Below are 16,423 nucleotides of genomic sequence, written 5' to 3'. Positions count from 1 at the left end.
CCAATTTTGGCTGTTTCCAGTACTTTTTTGTCACTTACTAAAAGCTATCTGTTGAAATTTGGGCATTCAACTATCAAATGAAAATTCATTGATACAAAGCCATGAAACAAATTTTAACCTTGATATTGCTGTCGTTTTTTTCGGCAAAAGCTCAACAAAATCTTCAATTTACCAATCCTGATGCTCTTTTAAATTTTGCTTGGCAAAATAGCATCGCTCTGAAAACGGGAAATGTGCAAGTTGCTTTGGCAAAGTACCAAACCTATTATGCCAATATTAATCGCTTTAATCCACGAGCTAATGTTGCTTATGCTGCCACAGACAATTTTCAATTACCAGTAAATTTTATTCCAACAGAAATTTTTGGTGGGCCGACGGGTTCATTTAAAGAAGTAAAATTTGGTCAACAATATATACAAAATATTAGCATAACCCCACAAATAGACTTGATAAATCCCGCTGCTTGGGCAAAATTAAAATCGGTAAAAACAAGCGAACAACTCAGTACTTTAAACGTAAAACTTACCCAAAAAACAATTGCTGAAAGTGTTGTAGCAGTGTATTTCAACGTTGTTTCTTTACAAGAACAAGTAAAAATTCTGACAAAAACTTTACAAAATGCAGATTCAGTATTGGCGATTGTTCAACAAAAATATAGTCAGGGAATAATCCGTTCGCAAGATGTAAATACGGCTACGGTAAATCAATTACTACTTCAAGACCGCATTCAGCAAGCCCAAAATGGCATTGAACAGCAATATGTTTTACTAAAATCACTTTGCGACATTCCCATTTCGAGTATCGTAACGATTGAACATCAAGTAAAAAATTCAGAAAACATTGCTATTGAAAATAATACTCTAAAAGTACAACAAGCTGATTTACAAGTACAATACGCACAAAACGAATTGAAAGCAAATCAGAAAAGTTATTACCCAACACTCTCATTAATAGGCAATTGGGCGATACAAGAGAACTCCAATCAACATTTTTTTGATAATAATGCACGTTGGTTTCCAAACAGTTATCTTGGATTGCGACTAAACTTTGTCATTCCAGATGCCAATAAATTAGCACAAAGCAGTACCGTAAAAAGTAATGTTGAGTTGGCAAATTTGAATTTAAAGAAACAGCAATTCCTGCAAGATACTGAGCAAGAACAATTAAGATTAGAATATCAAAAAGCACGAGAAAGCGAAGCGATAAGTAAAAAGATTGAATATTTAAAAAATGATACTTATCTAAAAAATTTGAATTTGTTCCAACAAGACATTTATCCCACTGAAAACCTAATGAACTCATTTACGGATGCACTCAACGCTCGTTTGAATCACCAAGTATCAAGCATTTTAGTAGCATTTCAACAGGCAAAAATCAATATTAACAATACCATCAAATAATGAAAAATATATCTATATTTCTTAGCAGTTTAATTGTCGTTAGCCTTCTTTTTTCTTGTGGTAAAAAAACAGAAACGACTACTGTTCAACGCAAAGACATTACAGAAATGGTTTTTGCCACAGGAGCTTTAAAAACAGAAAATGAATATGTGTTGGCAGCACAAACGGATGGCTATTTGAAAAATCTCAATTTCGAAGAAGGTGATTTGATTCAAGCAGGAAAAGTTTTGGCGGTTATCGACAATCAGCAAAGTATGGTGAATGTAAACCAAACTGCCAAGTTATTGGCGATTGCCAAAACTAATGCCAGCGAAAATGCTCCACTTCAACAACAAGTAAAAGTAAATATTGGTCTTGCGAAAGAAAAACTGAAACAAGATGAATTGCAAGCCGAACGCTATCGAAAATTATTAGAGACCAACAGCATTGCTAAAGTGGAGTACGAAAATGCCGCTTTGGCGGTTTTGAACAGCAAAGCCAGTATCAAAGCTTTGGAAGAACAATTGGAAAGTTTACAGATTTCTGCCAAGCAACAAGTGATTTTGCAAGAACAACAAAATGAAGTGAGCAATGCCGTTGCCGACAATAACCAAATTGTAGCCTACATCAACGGTAAAGTATATAAAAAGAAAAAGCAATTGGGCGATTATGTTCGTAAAGGCGATGTGATTGCCGTAATTGGAAATCCGAATAAAATTTATGCGAGTTTGAGTATTGATGAAAGTAATATGTCGAAAATTAAATTAGGGCAACCGCTTGTAATTCAACTCAATACTAATAACAAGAAAAATTACAAAGCTCAAATAGGAGAGATTCTGCCATCCTTCGACGAAGCGACACAATCATTTATTGTGAAAGCCTACTTCACTGAGCCACTTGATTTTACCATCATTGGTACTCAATTGCAAGCAAATGTAACAACAGGCGAGAAGAAAAATGTGTTGGTTATTCCACGCAGTTATTTGGGATATGGCAACAAAGTAATGCTCAAAGATAAATCGGTGGTGGATGTGCAAACGGGCATTGTTTCAACGGATTGGGTGGAGATTTTGAAAGGGTTGAACGAAAACGAAAGCATTTTAAAAGAATTGCTATGAAAAACTATCAGCATAATATCAATGGGGAAATTGCTTACACGCATTTGTTTTCAAGAAAAAAGCAAACTTTTATTGCGGCTTTGGGCGTAACGGTCGGCATTGCGATTTTTATTTTTATGAATTCGCTAATGAATGGCTTTGAAGTGGCTTCTACCGAAAGTTTGTTTAAATCAACGCCCCACATCAGAATTTATAAAAACGATGCTATCAGTAAAGCTTTGGTGGTGAACAAAGACACGAACAAAATCAATGTATTGGCAAACCCAAAAATTACTTCTGAAAGTAAGAAAATTGTCAACCCCGCTGAATTGATAAAAATCCTAAAAAATGAGGCAGAAGTAGTAGGGGTTACTCCCAATGTAAGTGCCAATGTTTTTTATAAAAATGGCGATTCGGAAGTAAGTGGAAGGATTTCGGGCGTTGTGATTGAAGACCAAAATGCCATGTTCAATTTACAATCTTACATTGCAGACGGCGACTACAACAGCCTTTCGGGTTATCAAAATGGCATTATCATGGGCGTTGGCATTGCTGAAAAACTAAACCTTCGCTTGAACGATAACGTAACGGTTACTTCGGCTTTGGGCGTAAATAAATTGATGAAAATTGTCGCTTTATTACAGACAAAAAATTCGGCTATCGACAAATCTTTGTCATACATCAATTTGCCTGTTGCTCAACAATTACAAAAACAAAGTCCATCCTACATCACTGATATTTACTTGAACGTAAAGGACTATGAAAAGGCAAAATCATACGTGGATAAATACAAAAGGCTAACGGGCTACGATGTTGAAGACTGGGAAACAGCCAATGCCACTGCGGCAGCCGCCAATAAAATGCGTAAAATGATGGCTATGGCGATTTCATTCTCTATTATGTTGGTCGCAGCTTTCGGAATTTATAATATCCTGAATATGACCATCATGGAAAAACTAAATGATATTGCTATTTTGAAAGCCATCGGTTTTTCGGGAAAAGATATTGTTAAAATTTTTGTGACCGAAGCCATTATCATTGGTGTTATTGGCATTATCATCGGTTTGTGTTTTGCTTTACTTTTAGTAAAACTGATGAGTAATCTTTGGGTAGGAGGGGACATTGGCTTTTTCCCGATTCGGATTTTTCCGAAGTACTTCGGTATCGGTGTAATTTTTGGTTTGGTCGTAACTTTCTTTGCAGGCTATTTGCCAGCACGAAAAGCGGCATTACTTGACCCCATTTCAATTTTCAGAAAATGAGTAATTCAGATAATATTTTACTAAGTACGCAAGGCGTAGGAAAGTACTTCTACGAACCCGAAAAATTCAAAGTATTGAACGACATCAGCTTTGACATCAAAAAAGGGGAATTCGTGACGATGATTGGGAAATCTGGGAGTGGAAAATCTACCTTATTGTATATTTTGTCAACGATGGACACCGATTATGAAGGCAATCTGTGGTTGGATAAAGAAAACCTTACGCAACAAAGCAAAGAAAGATTGGCAGAAATCAGAAATGAAAAAATCGGTTTTGTTTTTCAGTTTCATTACTTGTTACCCGAATTTTCTTGCTTGAAAAATGTAATGATTCCTGCCTTGAAATTAGGCAAATATTCAAGAGAAGAAATCGAAGAAAAGGCTTATAAAACTCTTAGTTTATTAGGACTAAAAGACCAAGCTTTGAAAAGTGCTTCCAAACTTTCGGGCGGACAACAACAAAGAGTTGCCATTGCCAGAGCCTTGATTAATGACCCGAAAATCATCATGGGCGACGAACCCACAGGCAATTTAGACAGCAAAAATACCAGTATAGTTTTTGATATTTTCAAACAATTGACCTCAGAATTTAACCAGACCGTCATTGCCGTAACGCACGACAACGACTTTGCCAAAGCCTCCGACAGAATTATTGAAATGGCTGATGGCAGAATTATTGGGTAAAATATTATAAACGATCTAAGTTCGGCAGAATAGCATATTTGCTTTTGTCGAACTTTTTTTGTTCTATGAAATTGCATAAATTTGTGGTTCAATTCACAAAAAAATACAATATTTCATTGAATGATAGTCAAATATTGTTCAATGTAACATTTATCACGAATTCTTCTTTTTCAAGAAAATATTTTTGTGATAAATTATGAAATAAAATGAACCACCAATTTTATAGCGTTTTACTTGTTTGTACTTTATTGGGTAAATCTTTGTTGGGTACTGCACAAAATTCGGCAAGCTCTACCAAAGACAGTACTTCGTTTTTGAATGCCTTTGCCAAAGGAAAAATGTATGGACAAGTACGTATGTTGTCTATATTCACTGATAACCAAAATGAATTATTGGATTTTCATGCTACTGCCATTGGCTTGAGTTTAACGTATCGTTCAGCTATTTACAAGGGCTTTCAGTGGGAAATTGGCGGAAACTTAACCCAAAATATTGAGTCGTCGGATTTTACAATTAAAGACCCAACTACGGGAGCTCAAAGTCGCTACGAAATGGGCTTATTCGACCTTACCAATATCAATAAGAAAAATGTACTTCTCAGACTTCAAGCACTTTCTTTGAAATATCGTTTTAAAAACGGTAGCGTTTTAGTTGGTAATTATGTTCCCAAAAACCTGTTTATCAACGCACAAGACGGAAGAATGTCGCCAACGATGGTAGAAGGCATTGCCTTTGAGTTGAACCCAAGCAAAAAATTACAAGTAAAAGCCGATTGGATTTGGCGAATTTCTCCTCGTTCTACTACACGTTGGTACTCCGTTGCCAACTCCTTGGGCATAAACTCAACAGGGATTAATCCAGATGGCTCAAGGTCGCAGTACGCAGGAAATACGCAGAGTGCTGGCGTGGGTATTCTTGATATAAACTATCAATTAATGCCTTTTTTGAAAGTACTTGCAGGGAATATTTTTGTTGAAAATATTTTCAATGCCGCCTATCTAAAAACTGAGTTATCGCACAAAGTAAACAATACAGAAGACCTTTTAGTGGGAGCAATTTTAGTTCGCCAAAATCCATTGGGTACTGGTGGAAACACTGACCCAACAAAAAGCTATTTCCCTACCCAAAATCATTCTTTACTGTTTAGTTCAAGATTAGCTTACCGCTTGAAATCGTGGGATGGTTCACTGAATTTTAGTAGAATTAATGCCGAAGGACGTTTTTTGATGCCAAGAGAATGGGGAGCTGAACAGATTTATACTTTTTTATCCCGTGAACGAAACGAAGGCTTGGGCGATGTCTGGGCTTATTCAGCCAGATTGTCGAGAAATTGGTTCAGTAAGAGGCTAAGAACTGAAATTGGTTATGGTTATTATCGCCTTCCAGATGTCAGTAATGTAGCATTAAATAAGTATGGCGTTCCGAGTTACACACAATTGAATGTGCTGGTCAATTATCAATTTTCGGGAAAATGGAAAGGGCTAAACGCTCAAATGCTGTATGTTCAAAAAGATAAGCAAGGCAATGTTTACAACAACGAACGTTTTGTGATAAATAAAGTAAACATGAGTCAGTTTAATATTGTGATGAATTATGTTTTCTAATCATTCGGAGATTGATTTTCTCCGAATGATTAGCAATTAATTTTCTATACTTTTTTTCTAATCTGAATGATATTTACTAAAAACGAAAATGCCATTGAGAAATAAATGTATTGTTTCGGAATATGGAAAGCCAAACCTTCGGCAATTAGCGTAATACCAATCATCATCAAGAAACAAAGTGCCAATATTTTCAGAGAAGGGTGTTTACTGATAAAATCGCTGATGGCTCCTGCCACCATCATCATGATTGAAATGGAAACAATTACAGCGGTGTACATCACCCAAAGTTCATCTACCAAACCAACGGCTGTAATGATACTGTCGATTGAAAAAACTAAATCAAGTAAGATGATTTGACCAATAATTTTCGTAAACGACTTGTAAACAAAAGGTTTATCATCGTGTTCGTCTTCGGTTTTTTCAAAAATTTCCTTGTTGCTTTTGTACAACAAAAACAAACCTCCTACGATAAGTATCAAATCTTTTCCCGAAAAATCCATTCCCGAAAGCACAAAAAGGGTTTTATCGAGCTTCATAATCCAGCTAATACCTGCTAATAAAATCAAGCGAGTAAGCAAAGCCAAACTTAAACCAAGTAAACGAGCTTTTTTGCGTTTTTCTGCTGGTAGTTTATCCGATAAAATGGAAATAAAAATGATGTTATCGATTCCTAAGACAATTTCGAGAACGATAAGGGTGATGAGAGAAATAATAATTTCAGTTGTCATGTTTAGATAATGATTGTTTTATGCTAAACGACAAAAGCCCTACTTATGTTCTGCCATTGCCAAAAGAAATCCTACTACAAAACCTGAAATCAATACAAAAGACAAATAAAGTAATGCTAAAAAGATATACGACAAAATGATTTTTAAAATCCTTGATTTGAGCGGTAGGTAGTCGAAAAGTTGAAGAAGTACCCAACAAGTATAGGCTATTCCAATGATGTCGGGAATGGTTAAAACGCCAAGACTATCTTTTTTATCAAATAAAAATACAAGCGGGAAAAAAATCAGTCTAAGAATAATATGAAAACCCGCCACAAAAGCATTGATAACAATGTGCTGAATAAAATTGTAGCGTTCTTTTTTAAAAGCCCAATAAGTACTCAGCGAAGAAATAGGAATCAATATCAAAGTTGATAAAGCATAATTGGCACTTATCCAATCCAAAATTTTGGTAACATTGATTACCTTTTTGGCATCTGCATCAGGAATTTCTTTTACCAGCAAAGCAATATCAAAATAATGAATGACAAAGCCATAAATCCCTGCAAGTACCAGTAAAAAAGAAATAGGTTTAAAATGTCGAACTCTTTGTCCTTCGATAAATTCTTTAATAGAATAACCCGGACGAGTAGATAACTCTTTGAGCGTAAACAAAATACCTTTGTCTAAATTCAAAAGTCCTTGTTGTATATCATACCAAAGAAAATGTGAGTTAATCTCATGCGTATCAGCCGATTGCCCACATTCACTACAAAAATTTCCCTCAAAATGCGTATTACAGTTCTTACAAATTGTCATAAATTAAAACGTTGATACAGAAAGATAGGGATTTTCAATTAATGATTCAAATCTGTATTATTGAAAAAATGGTTAGCATTGATTCCTTTTGTTGTTCAAGCTTTTACTTGCAGTTATCCATTGTTTCAGTTTCAAAAGAAATATCTCATATAAGTATAAGTGATACGAATTAATTTAACAAGCCTTCGTTTCTTAGGTATTGCCATACCGTTGAAATATTACAAACTCGAAGGTTTGAACGATACCAATAGTCATCCGCTTGAGGAGTAACTATCAAATTTAATTTTGCTCCAAGGTCTTCTATTGCCAATGTATTGCCTTTGCTAATGTTGGGCGAATTTCCATATTTAATTTCTATGGTAACTTTTACCTGAGTATTTTGCACAAGGACTAAATCCAGTTCGGCTTTGTCTTTTGTTCGGTAAAAAAAAGGCTCAACATCACTTTTTAAATTGGCGATAATCTGTTGAATCACATAGCCTTCCCAAGAATTTCCGATACCAATATTGCCATACAGCCCTTCAAGATTTTGAATACCCATTAAATGATGTAAAATACCTGTATCTCTGAAAAATAACTTAGGAGATTTCACCAAACGTTTACTGATATTTGTAAAATAAGGTTTCAAAGTACGTATCAAAAAAGCTGATTCCAGAAAATTGATATAGCTTTTTACTGTCGGCTGGGAAATATTAAGAGAGTCCGACAGATTCGTATAATTCAACATTCCTCCTTGCAGATTTGTAAGCATACGAAGCATATTTCTCATTAATGCAGGAGAAGCTGCTAAACCTAAATTAGGTAAATCTCGTTCGATATAGGTTTGGACAAAACCTCTGAACCAAAAATCCGCCATTTTATCGTTCGGAGCTAACAAAGCATCAGGAAACCCACCTCTTAACCAATGTTGTTGATAAGAAATATCAGGTGCGATTTCCTGATAATGAAGCCCTTGCATTTCTATATAAATAATCCTTCCCGCTAAAGTTTCAGAGCTTTGTCGCAACAAAGACGGTGATGCAGAACCCAGCAAAATAAAACGACCTGCTTGTCGATTTTTGTCAATCATCGAACGGAGTAAAGGAAACAATTCCGGCATCCTTTGAATCTCATCTAAAATGACAATCTCGTTTTCATGTTCTTGAAAATATAAATCTGGGGCAACTTTAAGTTTATCTTGGTCAACATAATATTCTAAATCAAGATAAACCGAAGGTTTATTTAATTTAGTCATTAAATTTTTTACCAAAGTCGTCTTTCCAACTTGCCTTGGGCCTAAAATAGCAACAGCAGGCAAATAAGATAAGCTTTCTAATATCTCTGTTTCAATACTTCTCGTAATCATGTCATCGTATTATTCGTACAAATCTAAATTTAATTTTTAGATTTGTACGAATAATATAAAAAATATTTGAAAAATAGGACAAGTCAATACTCAGTAGAAATCCAATTCATGCTGTAAATTCTGTTTTGCTTGAAATTCAAATTTATCATAAAAGAAATCTGTTTTAAATAGGCGTTCCATCACTAAAAAGTGATTTAAAACTTTTTTTCGTCCAGGATTGTAAACGAAGTCTGGGTAAATAGCATACTCTTTTCTAACGTTTTTGTAATAGACAGCATACTCTTCCCAAGGCATTCCTAAAACAGAAAGGTCTGCATCTGTGAAGTAATTGGTATCACTATCTGCTGATACTCTGTGTGTTTTAGTGGCTAAAATTTGGCTTTTACAGTTTTCTGTAAGCTCATCAGAAAGCCCTATTTGCTTCATTCTTTTTGCTGCCAATTCAGCACTTTTTTCTTCGTTATCTGATTTTAGGGAATTATACACAATATCATGATAGTAAAGCGTAAACAGCATAGTATTCCAATCTGCTATTCTATCTTTTATCTCCGTCAATTGTATTAAAAGATTCTCAAGGTGCTGTAAAGTATGATAAAATCTCTTTTTATTGGAATAGTTTTTTTCGATTTCTGTCCATAATTCATTGTTCAGATTGTTATTATCTGAATAGTTGTTCAGAAGTGCGATGAAGGTTTCTTTTAGCATTGTTTTCTTTCGGAGTTTTCTTAAAGAACTGAAGTGGAATTGTATTAATACTTCGTAACGTAACTATTGAATTATGCCAAATAAATACTTAAAAATATAAAACTCAAATAAGCCCACATACAGACAAAAATAATATGAACGGTAGTTTCAAAAGTTTTTCCTTTCCAAAGAATGGAGGAGTAACCAAAAAACTGAATCAAGAGTCGAATCGCCCAAAATATACCAAAACCCAAACAAATATGCTTTCCTAAATGAGTTTTTGATAGTTCATCCGAAGAAAATATACATAAAAGTCCCATTAAAAAAACCGTAAGAGCTATAAACAAAGTATGAACGTACATCATTTGCTTATTTATCAAACTCAGCTTATTTAATTCCTGTTGCCAATTAAAGTATTTTGGAAAAACACCATGAACAAGTGCTAAAATAAGTAAAAGGACTCCTATTATTTTAAGATGCAATTCCATTTTTTGTGATGATAAATGATGAAATAAATGCAGTGATTTTCTGCTCTTTTTTAACGCTGAGAGATGCTTTTTGAAAAAGTTCTAACCAAGATTTTCTGGAATAAAAGTGTAAAAATCCAATATTATAAGCTAAAAAATTGGGGAAATCTCTTAGATGTTCGGTAACGACGATTGTACCTGTTGGTTTTATGATGCGTTTCAATTCTTTAAAAAATGTAATACGTTCTTGTTCATCTCTGATTTCATGAGCCGCAAAAATTATAAAAACCATATCGACAGTATTATCGGCAATTGGCAAATGATTGGTACTTACCGACTTTGTATTTGGAAAACTTGGATATGCTTTTCTTGCTCTTTTAATTGAAATTTCTGTATGTTTTTCTGGTTCGTAAAAGTCGAATACCCAAAGTTCAGCTTCATTAAACTTTGACGCAAGCAAAGTGCTTGTTTCATCAAAACCTGCATGAATATTAACAATGGTCATGGGGCGTTTTGGGGAGCGATTATCTATCCAATTTAACTGATAAAGACCTGATAAATCATATACATACAATGAGACACAGAGGGAAACAAGCGTTGGCACAAGTACAAATAATTCGATAATCCGTAAATATGGTTTTGTAGGTAAACTTAAATAGTTTTCTGATAACAAAAGGCAACATAGAAAAGCGATTGACACTACATAAAAGTGCCAATTAAAACGAATAATATTCCAAACTCCTTGAAAAGGTTTTCTCATTTTTCCCAACTTTCAATTTTACCTTTTTTCCAAAAATAAGGGATATTCTCTATAACAAAAGCATTAGCAAGTACGATGTTCTGTAAATTTAAAGAGTCCAAGAAGGAAATTTTGTAAGCTTTTATTTGTACAGGTTTTGGTATCCAATTTTCTCTCATTCCTTCAATGATTAATACTTTTTTACTTTCTGCATCATAATGAAAAGTAAAAGGCAAAGGACCAGCATACCTTCTGGCTTCTTTCCAATCTTTGAATGGCGAGTTTTGAGGTAATGCAACTTCATGCTCAGAATTTTCAATTATAATTTCAAAGGCTGATTTTTTAGACGCTATTCTTGTATAAGTATCCTCTTGAGTCTGTACAATATCCGTAGTCGAATAATTATAATGAGTAAAAATATTACCCAAGTATTCCATTTTCTGCTTGTCTGTTTCAGATTTTAAGATGTATAAGCCTCTTAATCTTTTTCCCTCAGTATTGGTGTAGCGAACAAATATGCGATAACCAATTAAAAAGAAATCGTTTCCCAAAAATTTAGGAAATCCTTTGGGTCTTAAATCAGTGGTTTGTACCATCGCAATGGCAACAAAAGCCCATTTATCATCAAAAACATCTAAAGCTAAACAGGGTGGCAGAAGATTTTCTAACTGTTCTTTGGGTACAGCAAATGTTAAAACAACTGAGCTTTTGAAGTAAGCTTCAACGGCAAAAAGCTGATTCTTCAGGCAAGAAAACATTCTAAAAAACGGTTTTAGTTTTTATTAAATCGAAACTCATTGATATAAACGACAGTAATGAAAAGCAAGGCAAAAAGTGCATTGAATCTACCCCAAAGCAATAAATCAGGTACGAGGAAAAACTCAAGTACATTCATAATTGCGACGATAATGATTTGCACCCAAGCATTCAACTTTGAACTTATTTTACTTAGAATCCAAATTGCCATTACTATTTCGGCAAGACCAATCGCAAGCGTCAAAAATCGGGCATAATCAATACTTACAATGCTGGCAACAATTTGTTGATGCCGTGGTATAAGATTTAACACCTTACAAAACAGCCCATTAACGAACCAAACCCCTGCAATGCAATAGTTTAACAGTTTATAAATGTTTCTTTTACTCATCTTTAATAACAATTGTATTCAGACTACTCCTTCATAATCTCCGAAGAAACCAACACAAAATCATACTTTTCAATTAAACGATAGGTATCCATTGTTAGCGAACCGTCGTAGGCAATTTTCCGTCTGATACTTCTTATATCTACCAAAACCCATTTTTCTTTATCGTATAATTTTGAAAATACTTTAGGATTTTCACTGTCATCGCTTTCAAAATCATCAATAATTTTCCCTTTTTCAGTGGTATATCTTACCATGCAATACACATTGGTAAAATTAGTTTTGTTATGTTCGGCTACTTCAAAAATGGCATTTCCTATATCGTAAACTTTTGTTATCAAATTCATACCTCTTGCTAAATGATTACTTCCCATTTTAAAGAATATCTTTTCATCTTTAGACTTCAAAGCATCATAATATTTGTAAAAACTACTTTTCATCAGGCTTGCTCTTTTGGCATTGTCGCCTTCGTAATAAATCTCTTTTGAGATTTTAATTTCATTGGCTAATTGTTTTAAACTTGGCGACTTCACCACTTTGCTTAAACTATCCAAGAGTTTGCCTTTTGGCATCCACCATCTTGCCAATAGACTATCGGCAACGGGTTTGTACTGTTGTTTCAAAGAACTCGGAACGCCACTATACAATTGGTTGATACAATAGGGAAATGTCATTTGAAATTCTTGGTCGATTCCCCAAATCGTATAATTCAATTTGCTGGCAGTTTGTAGCATTTGAATGTCTTCCTTACTTTCAAAAAAAGGAAAGGTAGGTCTGATATGATTCTCTTTTGAAAAACTTAATATCGTTTCTAAAGGATTACTGGTTTTAGCAATTTTCATTAATTCCGATGCCACGAACGGACTTGTTTCAACGCACCAAGTTTTATAGCCATTCTTTGAAGCACTTTCCAAAGCAAAGCTTGTCAGCAGAGAAAGCATTGGCGAATTATGATACTCGCCCCAAGCAACAAATTGATTTTCGGCAAAAAGATTTTCAAGGATTGTCCATCCTTTGCCATTGGGTTTTTGTCCGTCGAAAGTAAAGTAATTGGTATTTTCAGTGATACATTTATTGAGTCTTTGTTCATCTGTAAGGACTTGTTTGTTTTGTCCGAAAGTACAATTGACAATCAATAGGCAAAGGATTAAGAGGCTTTTTTTCATGGTGATGCTTGTTTATGTGTGTTTAGAATAATTTGTAGGCTGATGAAAGTAATAACGATTTATAATTCCATTATCTACTTCTCCAAGTTAGCTTTTAAAATTACTTTTTTCTATTAGCAGGCGAATTAATTCGCTTGCTAATAGAAAAATAATCAAGGGAAGGAGCGTATTCGTTTAAGGTTTAAGTGAGGCTTTACTTAACACTTGCACTATTTGAGGTTATTTGTTCATTTGAGTTGCCCTAATCAATGTCCTCACTCCATTTATCATAATCATTGATGCCTTTCCTGTTTCAATAAAGTATTTCAACTCATTTCCGTTTTGTAATTGAACCAGTCCGAACGTAAAATCATCGTTTTTGTAGCCTTTAAAATCTCCATATAATTTGTCAATCGCACCTTGAATATTCTCTGAGTATAATTGTCCGTCGTGTTGAGTCAATAGTTTTCTTGTGGTCAAAATGCTGAAATTGTCCTTGTCAATCAATGTCGAACAAATAAATAGTTCGTTCTCATCCAATTCAATTTGAAATCCCTTATCTGAAAAATCGCTATTTGTTTCATAAAACTTCGTCCATTTAAAGTTATATGGTTTTATTGTACTTCTCTTGATGGAGGCAATACAAATATTATGGATGGACTTGTCTGTTTTCATCTATTGTTGTCGGTTCAATAATGCTTTTGTAACACCATAAAGAAAAACGGCAAGGCTCGTGAGTAGTAAAATTACTCCGATTGAAAACATTGTTTGCACAAGGTAAATATTATTGTGAGTATCGTAATAATGTCTTGGAGTGGGCAAGTTTAAGGACAGCAAAAGCAATAAATAACCAGTGAAGAATATTCCAAAATGCCAAAAGCCCGTCTTTAATTTGATGGGACGTTTTATTCGTTCCATCAAATAGTAAATCGTGGCTATCAGTATCATCAGTACGCCACAAAGCGTTGCGAAATGCAAATTGCCAATCACAAAGTAAGTATTGTGCAATTGAATATCAATCGTTTTATCTTTCGTTAGAATACCAAAAAGTATGAGTAGAACGGTTGCTACAATAAATAAAAGCGATGGTTGAGGTTTCATAATATTTGCTTTTTGTGGGGTGTGCTTTCTCCTTGCAGGTTTAAGATTTTGGTTTGTAATTTTTAATTATTTTGTATTATATCGTCAGAAATGTTTTGTGAAAGATACCCATAGTTCCGTAGGAACGGTATATTTCGTTCCTACGGAACTATGTTTGGGAAATGGTCTTGTGGTTTTCTACCGATATACTGTCCCTATCGGGACTTTTGCTCTTGCTGTTGTTTCCCTTAACAATTACTCGTTTTGCAGACAGAGTTTGCATTTTATTTATCCTTCAATTTGAAAGAAGAGGTTGAACAGCGAGGGAAATATTGCCAGCCTTAGCTTTTGTGTTTTTCCCCTTTCTTTCTGGAAAGAATAAATTCAATTTCTTCGCTACTTCTAAATATTTTATCGGGTAAATATATACTTACACCATTTTCAGGCTTTAAAAGAATGCCATTCTTTGTCTTAACGATGTCTTTAAGACCATCCCATTTAAACTCTCCATCAGCGAAGGTGCTACTGTGTTTTATCGTGGCTTCATTAAACTCAAGAGTCATTGGCTGATTGAATACTTTACTATCTAATCTGTCTTTTAGCCACTTTTTCTTCTCATAGTAAACCTTGTAATACTCGTAAATCCCCAGACAAATAAAGACAAAAGGAAATATACTTAACTTATTATTTTTATCCAATAAATACAAACCTATACCAAAAACAATCATAATGATTCCAAAAACAGGCTCATATTTTTTTAGCTTTAATGAAGAAATCATTTCCCGATAAGCTTCTTCATAGTATTGCCTATCAAGTACATAAGTCAAACTGAAATTCATTGATTGTGAAATTATATTGGTTAAAATACTTTGAAATAACCGAGTAGCTCAATACTCCGTAGGAGTAAAATATCGGTAGAAATGTTTTGTGAAAGATAATCATAGTTCCGTAGGAACGGTATATTTCGTTCCTACGGAACTATGTTTGGGAAATGGTCTTGTGGTTTTCTACCGATATACTGTCCCCATCGGGACTTTTGTTCTTGCTGTTGTTTCCCTTAACAATTACTCTCTTTGAGTACAGCGTCTGTATTTTAATTATCTTCAATTCGAAAGAATACTTTGAAAAGCGAGGGTTGATGCTTAATGCTTACATTATTTGGGAGTGTTATTTCCTTTATCTTTTAATTTTCTAAGTCGCTGTAAAAGAGTATCATATTGATATACTGCTTTCAAGATTTCTTTTGCAAACTCTAAGGATACTTCAATTTCTTCTTTACCAATTTCACTAAATGTTTGTGCCTCAATGTGTGCAGCATCGTTGCCTAAAAGCCTTAATTCATTCATTCCATTCAAAAGTTCCTGAGGTATCACTATCTTCCCGCCTAAGTCTTGAAGTTTTTTAAATAGATTAGCTCCAGTTGCTCCTCGTTCGATACATATTTCTTCAAGTGTCTTTCTAATCATAATTGCAGACGCAATGAAGCAAGAATTTGAATGACATTTAATTGCTTCTTCAAATGCATTTAATACTTTCTGAGGAATATTTTCTTTGTCAAACTGGATTGTTTCGCTTGGTGAAGTCATTAGAACATTTCTGTTGTTGTCAGAAATAAAGAATAAATGTCCTTGGCATTTTTCATTTGGACACTTTCTAATTCCAAGATATTTATCCGGAACTTCAGAGTTATTTCCTGGATTGCGATACCAAGTGGAAAGGTCTTGAGATAGAACTTGAATAAACGTTCCTTGATGTCCACAATGAGGACAACGGATTGCAATATTTGTCGTCCTGCTGATAGTTATTTTGTCTAATGTTACTTTCATTGTTTATTCTTTAATAATGCTACATAATTGGCTAATATGTGAAGGTTTTATCGTAAGTGGTATAGGATTAATTCACACAAACCTCCCAATCCCCTAAAAGTATCACATTAACCCTGAACATAAAAACCCTAAAACATCTTTTTACTTAGAATTTATTATACGGTAATTCCTTCCTGCAAGTTGCAGGAGCAAAACATTGAGTGATAATTCCTTCCTGCAAGTTGCAGGAGCAAAACATCGGGTGATAATTCCTTCCTGCCATTTGCAGGAGCAAAACATTGACTGATGATTCCTTCCTGCAACTTGCAGGAGCAAAACATTGAGTGATAATTCCTTCCTGCAAGTTGCAGGAGCAAAACATCGTGTGATAATTCCTTCCTGCAAGTTGCAGGAGCAAAACATCGTGTGATAATTCCTTCCTGCAAGTTGCAGGAGCAAAACA

General features: G+C 34.4%; 19 protein-coding genes. 5 read left to right on the top strand and 14 right to left on the bottom strand.

Annotated features, from left to right (window positions below; translation table 11 throughout):
• Positions 1–101: 101 nt before the first annotated feature.
• The 5 genes from VB248_RS05095 to VB248_RS05075 all read left to right on the top strand — a co-directional run bounded on the left by VB248_RS05095 (position 102) and on the right by VB248_RS05075 (position 6,025).
• Positions 102–1,400: a TolC family protein gene (locus tag VB248_RS05095; protein WP_323295661.1), complete on the top strand. Its 1,299-nt coding sequence runs from the start codon at positions 102–104 to the stop codon at positions 1,398–1,400.
• Positions 1,400–2,497, top strand: coding sequence for an efflux RND transporter periplasmic adaptor subunit (locus VB248_RS05090; protein ID WP_323295660.1), 1,098 nt, complete (start codon positions 1,400–1,402; stop codon positions 2,495–2,497). Before VB248_RS05095 ends, VB248_RS05090 begins: the two co-directional genes overlap by 1 nt.
• Complete coding sequence (locus VB248_RS05085; RefSeq protein ID WP_323295659.1) at positions 2,494–3,738, top strand: ABC transporter permease; 1,245 nt, start codon at positions 2,494–2,496, stop codon at positions 3,736–3,738. The genes VB248_RS05090 and VB248_RS05085 overlap by 4 nt, the downstream gene beginning before the upstream one ends.
• Complete coding sequence (locus VB248_RS05080) at positions 3,735–4,421, top strand: ABC transporter ATP-binding protein (RefSeq protein WP_323295658.1); 687 nt, start codon at positions 3,735–3,737, stop codon at positions 4,419–4,421. The genes VB248_RS05085 and VB248_RS05080 overlap by 4 nt, the downstream gene beginning before the upstream one ends.
• Before the next feature lie 206 nt (positions 4,422–4,627).
• A complete protein-coding gene (locus VB248_RS05075; protein ID WP_323295657.1) occupies positions 4,628–6,025 on the top strand; it encodes a hypothetical protein in 1,398 nt (465 codons plus the stop codon).
• 44 nt (positions 6,026–6,069) lie between these two features.
• Here VB248_RS05075 and VB248_RS05070 read toward each other — a convergent pair whose 3' ends face one another.
• The 14 genes from VB248_RS05070 to VB248_RS05005 all read right to left on the bottom strand — a co-directional run.
• Positions 6,070–6,753, bottom strand: coding sequence for a TerC family protein (locus VB248_RS05070; RefSeq protein WP_323295656.1), 684 nt, complete (start codon positions 6,751–6,753; stop codon positions 6,070–6,072).
• Positions 6,754–6,792: 39 nt separating this feature from the next.
• Positions 6,793–7,551 carry a DUF3667 domain-containing protein gene (locus VB248_RS05065; RefSeq protein ID WP_323295655.1) on the bottom strand — a complete coding sequence of 253 codons (759 nt, stop codon included), beginning with the start codon at positions 7,549–7,551 and terminating at the stop codon, positions 6,793–6,795.
• Between the two features lie 169 nt (positions 7,552–7,720).
• Positions 7,721–8,896, bottom strand: coding sequence for an ATP-binding protein (locus tag VB248_RS05060; protein WP_323295654.1), 1,176 nt, complete (start codon positions 8,894–8,896; stop codon positions 7,721–7,723).
• A gap of 90 nt (positions 8,897–8,986) precedes the next feature.
• Positions 8,987–9,601: an HD domain-containing protein gene (locus VB248_RS05055; RefSeq protein ID WP_323295653.1), complete on the bottom strand. Its 615-nt coding sequence runs from the start codon at positions 9,599–9,601 to the stop codon at positions 8,987–8,989.
• A 71-nt stretch (positions 9,602–9,672) separates the two neighbouring features.
• Positions 9,673–10,068: a hypothetical protein gene (locus tag VB248_RS05050; RefSeq protein ID WP_323295652.1), complete on the bottom strand. Its 396-nt coding sequence runs from the start codon at positions 10,066–10,068 to the stop codon at positions 9,673–9,675.
• Positions 10,052–10,807, bottom strand: coding sequence for a class I SAM-dependent methyltransferase (locus VB248_RS05045; RefSeq protein WP_323295651.1), 756 nt, complete (start codon positions 10,805–10,807; stop codon positions 10,052–10,054). Before VB248_RS05045 ends, VB248_RS05050 begins: the two co-directional genes overlap by 17 nt.
• On the bottom strand, positions 10,804–11,544 hold the full coding sequence (locus VB248_RS05040) for a DUF2071 domain-containing protein (RefSeq protein ID WP_323295650.1): 741 nt from the start codon (positions 11,542–11,544) through the stop codon (positions 10,804–10,806). The genes VB248_RS05045 and VB248_RS05040 overlap by 4 nt, the downstream gene beginning before the upstream one ends.
• Before the next feature lie 14 nt (positions 11,545–11,558).
• Positions 11,559–11,933 (bottom strand): DoxX-like family protein, encoded by a 375-nt coding sequence (locus tag VB248_RS05035; RefSeq protein WP_323295649.1) that lies wholly within the window; start codon positions 11,931–11,933, stop codon positions 11,559–11,561.
• A 23-nt stretch (positions 11,934–11,956) separates the two neighbouring features.
• Positions 11,957–13,096, bottom strand: a complete 1,140-nt coding sequence (locus VB248_RS05030) for a hypothetical protein (protein ID WP_323295648.1) — start codon at positions 13,094–13,096, stop codon at positions 11,957–11,959.
• A gap of 219 nt (positions 13,097–13,315) precedes the next feature.
• On the bottom strand, positions 13,316–13,750 hold the full coding sequence (locus VB248_RS05025) for a hypothetical protein (RefSeq protein WP_323295647.1): 435 nt from the start codon (positions 13,748–13,750) through the stop codon (positions 13,316–13,318).
• The gene (locus tag VB248_RS05020) at positions 13,751–14,176 is read right to left on the bottom strand and encodes a cbb3-type cytochrome c oxidase subunit I (protein ID WP_323295646.1); all 426 of its coding nucleotides are present in this window, start codon (positions 14,174–14,176) and stop codon (positions 13,751–13,753) included.
• A 320-nt stretch (positions 14,177–14,496) separates the two neighbouring features.
• Positions 14,497–14,982, bottom strand: a complete 486-nt coding sequence (locus VB248_RS05015) for a YcxB family protein (protein ID WP_323295645.1) — start codon at positions 14,980–14,982, stop codon at positions 14,497–14,499.
• Between the two features lie 327 nt (positions 14,983–15,309).
• Positions 15,310–15,981, bottom strand: coding sequence for a DUF4145 domain-containing protein (locus tag VB248_RS05010; RefSeq protein WP_323295644.1), 672 nt, complete (start codon positions 15,979–15,981; stop codon positions 15,310–15,312).
• 155 nt (positions 15,982–16,136) lie between these two features.
• Positions 16,137–16,423 (bottom strand): hypothetical protein (locus tag VB248_RS05005; protein WP_323295643.1); only part of this gene is annotated, 287 nt, incomplete at its 5' end.

Source organism: Arcicella rigui (assembly GCF_034929435.1).
Classification (GTDB): Bacteria; Bacteroidota; Bacteroidia; order Cytophagales; family Spirosomataceae; genus Arcicella; species Arcicella rigui.
Note: the sequence above shows the minus strand (reverse complement) of the source record. Positions and strands in the feature narration are given on the sequence as shown.